Genomic DNA, 4,996 nt, shown 5'->3' with positions numbered 1-4,996 from the left:
GCTTGGCCTTGTGCGCACCGATTCCGTGAATGTAGGTCAGCGCAATGATCACGCGCTTGTTGGTGGGGATATTGACCCCGGCAATACGAGCCACTTGTTTCTCCATGCTCCACAGGGCGAAGGCGGCAGCGCTGAAAGCGCCGGGCCAAACCCCATCTCATCGCGATTCACCCGGTTGCACGAAAGCAGCCTCGCCAGAAGAAACCCAAGAAAATCATGGATTCCCAACCGACGCAAAAGCCCTTGCCGTATCGAGTGAATGGCGCGCTTAGGACGATTCGAATTAAGCGTCAACCACTAAGACGCGCCAAAGCGTGGCCCGCGCGCCTCTAAGGCACGGCCGTGCAATGATGATGTGGATTATACCGTATTGGCCGGACAAGGTCAAAGGTCTCTGCTGGATCGGATCAATCTGATGGTCCCGCCTGCTTGTTGTTTCGACCTGCCCTGCTAGCGTTGCGGCGGGACAAGGCGGGGGCGATCGTGCATGGCGGCTGAGGTGAACGAGCGTACGCTGTTCCGCAAAATTGCCTGGCGCACGCTGCCGCTGATCCTGCTGAGCTATTTTGTGGCGGTGGTCGATCGTTCGAACATCAGTTTTGCCGCCAAGACGATGAATGCCGACCTCGGCTTCAGCGAAACGATCTACGGGATTGGCGCCTCGGCCTTCTTCCTCGGCTATTCGCTGCTCGAAGTGCCGTCCAACCTGCTGCTTGCGCGGTTCGGAGCGCGGGTCTGGCTCGCGCGGATCATGCTCACCTGGGGGCTGATCTCGATCCTCACCGCCTTCGTCCACACGCCCTGGCAGTTCTATGCGATGCGCTTTGCGCTGGGCGTAGCGGAGGCGGGCTTCTATCCGGGCGTGATCCTCTACCTTTCCACCTGGTTTCCGGGCGAGCACCGCGCCTGGGCGATCAGCCGGTTCTACATAGCGCTGCCGCTTTCCTACGTGGTGATGGGCAGCATTGCCGCACCGCTGCTCGCGCTCGACGGTGCGATGGGCGTTCAGGGCTGGCAATGGCTGCTGATCGTGGAAGGGGTGCCGTCGGTGCTGCTCGCGCTGGTGCTGATCGCCGCGCTGCCAGACCGGCCGGAAACCGCGCCGTGGCTGACTGATGCGGAACGTGCCTGGCTGAACGGCGTTTTGCGGCGCGAGGCGGCAACTGCGGGGGCGCCTTCGCACAACCTCCTGCGCGCACTGACCAATCCGTTCGTGCTGCTGCTGGGCGGGGCTAATGCGCTCAACTACGTAGCGATCAACGCGATCGTGTTTTCCGCGCCCAAGCTGCTGGCACAAGGCACCGGGCTCGATACGGCGGGCGTGGGCCGGGTGGTCGCAGTTGGCGGTGTCGCGATCGCGCTGGGGCTGCTGTCGGTGAGCGCGCTGGCGGGGCGCACCACGGCGCGCACGCTGGTGACCTATGCAGGTTTCATGGTGCTGGCGGCGGCGGGGCTGGCGCTGCTGTGGCTGGGCGGATCAGGCGCGAGCACGATCGGCGGCTATGTGGTGTTCATCGCGGCCGCACAGACCGCCGGGATGCTGCCGCTGGCAGTAATCAGCCGCCTGATCCCCGAGGGCGACCGGCCGGCGGGCCTCGCCATGGGCAACACGATCTCGCAAGGGGGCGCTTTTTTCGGTCCGATCACCTGGGGCCTGCTGGCCGATGCGACGGGGAGCTATGCCACGGGTGTGGCGCTGCTGATCCCGATTTCCCTCGCCGCGGCAGGCGCTGCGCTAGTGGCGCGGGCGCGGAGCATGCGGCTGGGGTGACCCGCTTCAGCGCCGTGTTTGCCCGCGATCAAGGAGCGGGCGCTGCCCCCAACGCCGCATCGAAGGCGGCATTGGCATCGCGGTGGGCATCGGCCTCCGGATCAGGCGCCTTGGCGGCAGGCTTGGTCGAAGGTTTGGTCCCCGGCTTGGCGGCAGCCTTTGCCGGCGTCTTGGCAGGGGCTTTTGCGACAGACTTTGCAGGCGGCAGATAGCCCGCCTTGACCGGCGCTTTCGTGGCAGGTGCTGGAGTCGCGGCGGTTTTGGTTGCGGCGGTGGCGGGTGCGGGAGCAGGTGCTGCCTCAGGCTTGGGAACCGGCTTTGCCTCAGGCTTGGCCGCGCCCTTTGGCGCAGGCTTGCCGCCTTTGGGCGGCAGGCTGAATGTTTCCGCACCCTTGAGCGGCGCGACTGGCGGCGCGGGTTCGTCCTTGGTTGCGACATCGCCTTCCAGCGCGGGCTTCGGTGCCGGATCGGCAATCGGTCCGAGCTTGCCGGCAAGGCTGGCGAGCTGCGCTGTCAGCATGCGATCCACCGCGGGCGCGATCTCGTCGACCTTGTAGCGCATGAAGCCGCCAACGACATATTCGAACAGGATGCGCGAGCCCTTCTCGGTAGGCTTCACCGTGATCGTCATTGTCGCGGAAAGCGCCTCGCTCTGCAGGGGGCCGAGCGCGCCGACGAGGCGCATCGCGCGGGGGGGCTCGATATAGATCACGCGCATGTGCTGCACGCCGCCGGGCTTCTGGGTGGTTGGAGCGCCATCGGGGCGCGGCAGGACTTCGCAGAAGCAGCCGCCGACTTGCGGATCGAGGCTGAGGTTCGCCGCATCGCCCGAAAAGGTGTGCTGGCTCTGCCACCATTGCGCAGGGCTGAGGACGGTTTTCCACGCCTCGGCGGGCGGCGCGGAGACCTCGCTGGCGAGGCGAACGACAAAGCCCGTCTCGGTGCGGGAGACTACCTCGGCATGGGCGGCAGGGGCAGCAAGGGCGAGCCCAGCCACGATGAGGCCCATGCCCCATAGCCCACGCCCGATGTCCCGCATGTCCAAAACCCCCGCCTTTGCACCTGAATAGGTGCCCCGACGTAAGTCTTTATACGAGAATGGCCTCGATGGCACCCGTCACGGCGTCCATATCCGCCATTCCGTCGACGCGGGCAACGATGCCGCGCGTTTCGTAGATGGGGAGGATCGGCGCGGTCTTGGCGCGGTATTCGGCCATGCGCGTGCGCACGGTTTCCTCGTTGTCGTCCGGGCGGCGCTTGAACTCATGGCCACCGCACTTGTCGCAAGTGCCTTCCACGGCGGGCTTCTCGAACGTGTCGTGATAGCCCTTGCCGCAAGTGGCGCAGGTGTAGCGTCCGGTGATGCGTTCAACGAGCGCGTCTTCGTTCACCTCGAGCTCGATCACGTGATCGAGCGTGCGGCCACGCGAGGCGAGAATGGCATCGAGCGATTCCGCCTGCGGCGCGGTGCGCGGGTAGCCATCGAAGATGGCGCCCATACCGGCGGGCATGGCATCGAGTTCATCGCCGATGAGAGCCGAAACGATCTCGTCCGAGACGAGCTCGCCCGCTTCCATGACGGCCTTGGCCTTGAGGCCGACCGGCGTGCCCGCCTTGACAGCGGCTCGCAGCATATCGCCAGTCGAGAGCTGCTTCATGCCATGCCGCTCGACAAGCCGCTGCGCCTGGGTACCCTTGCCGGCTCCCGGCGGCCCCAACAGGATGATGTTCACGCCTGCAATCCCCTCTTAACCGCCCGCCTCACCGTCCGACCCTGCTCAAAGCAGAGGTGCGGACCGTCGTTCAGCGCGTGCGCCCCTTAAGCTTGGCCTTCTTGATGAGGTCGCCATACTGGTGCGCCAGCAGATGCGACTGGATCTGAGTGATCGTATCCACAGTCACGTTGACCACGATGAGCAGGCTGGTGCCGCCGAAGAACAGCGAACCCATGCCGGTTTCCGCCATGATCGCCTCGGGCACCACGCAGACCGTGGTGATATAGGCCGCGCCCAGCACGGTAATGCGTGTCAGCACGTAATCGAGATACTTCTCGGTGTTCTTGCCGGGACGGATGCCGGGAATGAACCCGCCATTGCGCTTGAGGTTGTCCGCCGTCTCTTCCGGATTGAACACGATCGCGGTGTAGAAGAAGCTGAAGAACAGGATCGCGAGCGCATAGAGGATCATGTACACGGGCTTGCCGTGGCCGAGGTACTGGTTCAGCCCGACGATGATCTGGCCCATGGTGCTATCGGGCGAGACCGAGCGGCCGGCGAACTGCGTGATCGTGAGCGGCAGCAGCAGCAGCGAGCTGGCAAAGATCGGCGGGATCACGCCTGCGGTGTTGAGCTTCAGCGGCAGGTGGCTGCGGTCTGCTGCCATCATCCCGCGCTGGGTGACGCGCTTGGGATACTGGATCAGCAGGCGGCGCGAGGCGCGCTCGAAGAAGCAGATGAAGATCACGACGCCAACGAGCAACAGGACGATGCCGGCGATGAAGATCGGGCTCGTCGCGCCGGTGCGGCCCTGTTCGAAGAGGTTGCCGAAGAACGTGGGCATCTGCGCCACGATGCCGGCCATGATGATCAGCGAGGTGCCGTTGCCGATGCCGCGGCTGGTGATCTGCTCGCCCAGCCAGAGCAGGAACATGGTGCCGCCGATGAGGCTGATCACCGCACCGACGCGGAACAGGTAGCCGGGATCAACCACCGCCTGCAGGCCGCTCGAGGCGCTGAATGCCTCAAGCCCGACTGCGAGGAACCAGCCCTGGATCGCGGTGAGGAACACTGCGCCGTACCGGGTATACTGGTTGAGCTTCTTGCGCCCGCTTTCGCCTTCCTTCTTGAGCGCGGCAAGCGCGGGATGGAGCGAGGACGCGAGCTGCACGACGATCGAGGCGGTGATGTAGGGCATCACGCCGAGCGCGATGAGGCTCATGCGCTGCAGCGAACCGCCCGAGAAGGCGTTGAAGATATCGAGAACACCGCCCTGTGTGCGCTTGTAAAGCTCTTCCAGGATCATCGGGTTGACGCCGGGCAGCGGCACGAAGCTCATGAAGCGGAACACGACGAGCGCGCCCACAGTGAACCAGATGCGCGACTTGAGTTCGGTCGCCTTCGAGAAATTGGCCAGGTTTAGCGTGCTGGCGATGTTGTCGGCGCGGGATGCCATGTTCGGGTTTCAAGCCTTGCTGCTGGGCTGACTGCAAGCGATGCCGCAGTGCCT

At 64.8% G+C, this 4,996-nt stretch carries 4 protein-coding genes and 1 pseudogene; 1 reads left to right on the top strand and 4 read right to left on the bottom strand.

Annotation, left to right across the window (positions count from 1 at the left end):
* A pseudogene (locus Q0071_RS14965) lies at window positions 1-94 on the bottom strand (30S ribosomal protein S13); the annotation flags it as partial.
* A gap of 393 nt (window positions 95-487) precedes the next feature.
* Here Q0071_RS14965 and Q0071_RS14960 point away from each other — a divergent pair.
* Window positions 488-1,771, top strand: coding sequence for an MFS transporter (locus tag Q0071_RS14960; protein WP_298171138.1), 1,284 nt, complete (start codon window positions 488-490; stop codon window positions 1,769-1,771).
* Window positions 1,772-1,799: 28 nt separating this feature from the next.
* Here the strand turns inward: Q0071_RS14960 and Q0071_RS14955 are convergent, their stop codons facing one another.
* From Q0071_RS14955 to secY, 3 genes are all read right to left on the bottom strand, one after another.
* Window positions 1,800-2,810 (bottom strand): SRPBCC domain-containing protein, encoded by a 1,011-nt coding sequence (locus tag Q0071_RS14955; protein ID WP_298171135.1) that lies wholly within the window; start codon window positions 2,808-2,810, stop codon window positions 1,800-1,802.
* 49 nt (window positions 2,811-2,859) lie between these two features.
* The gene (locus Q0071_RS14950; protein ID WP_298171132.1) at window positions 2,860-3,504 is read right to left on the bottom strand and encodes an adenylate kinase; all 645 of its coding nucleotides are present in this window, start codon (window positions 3,502-3,504) and stop codon (window positions 2,860-2,862) included.
* A gap of 70 nt (window positions 3,505-3,574) precedes the next feature.
* Window positions 3,575-4,942: a preprotein translocase subunit SecY gene (secY, locus tag Q0071_RS14945; protein WP_298171129.1), complete on the bottom strand. Its 1,368-nt coding sequence runs from the start codon at window positions 4,940-4,942 to the stop codon at window positions 3,575-3,577.
* Window positions 4,943-4,996 lie beyond the last annotated feature (54 nt).

This window comes from Novosphingobium sp., from assembly GCF_027486195.1.
In the GTDB taxonomy this organism is placed as follows: Bacteria; Pseudomonadota; Alphaproteobacteria; order Sphingomonadales; family Sphingomonadaceae; genus Novosphingobium.
This window is presented reverse-complemented; position numbering and strand designations above follow the sequence as displayed.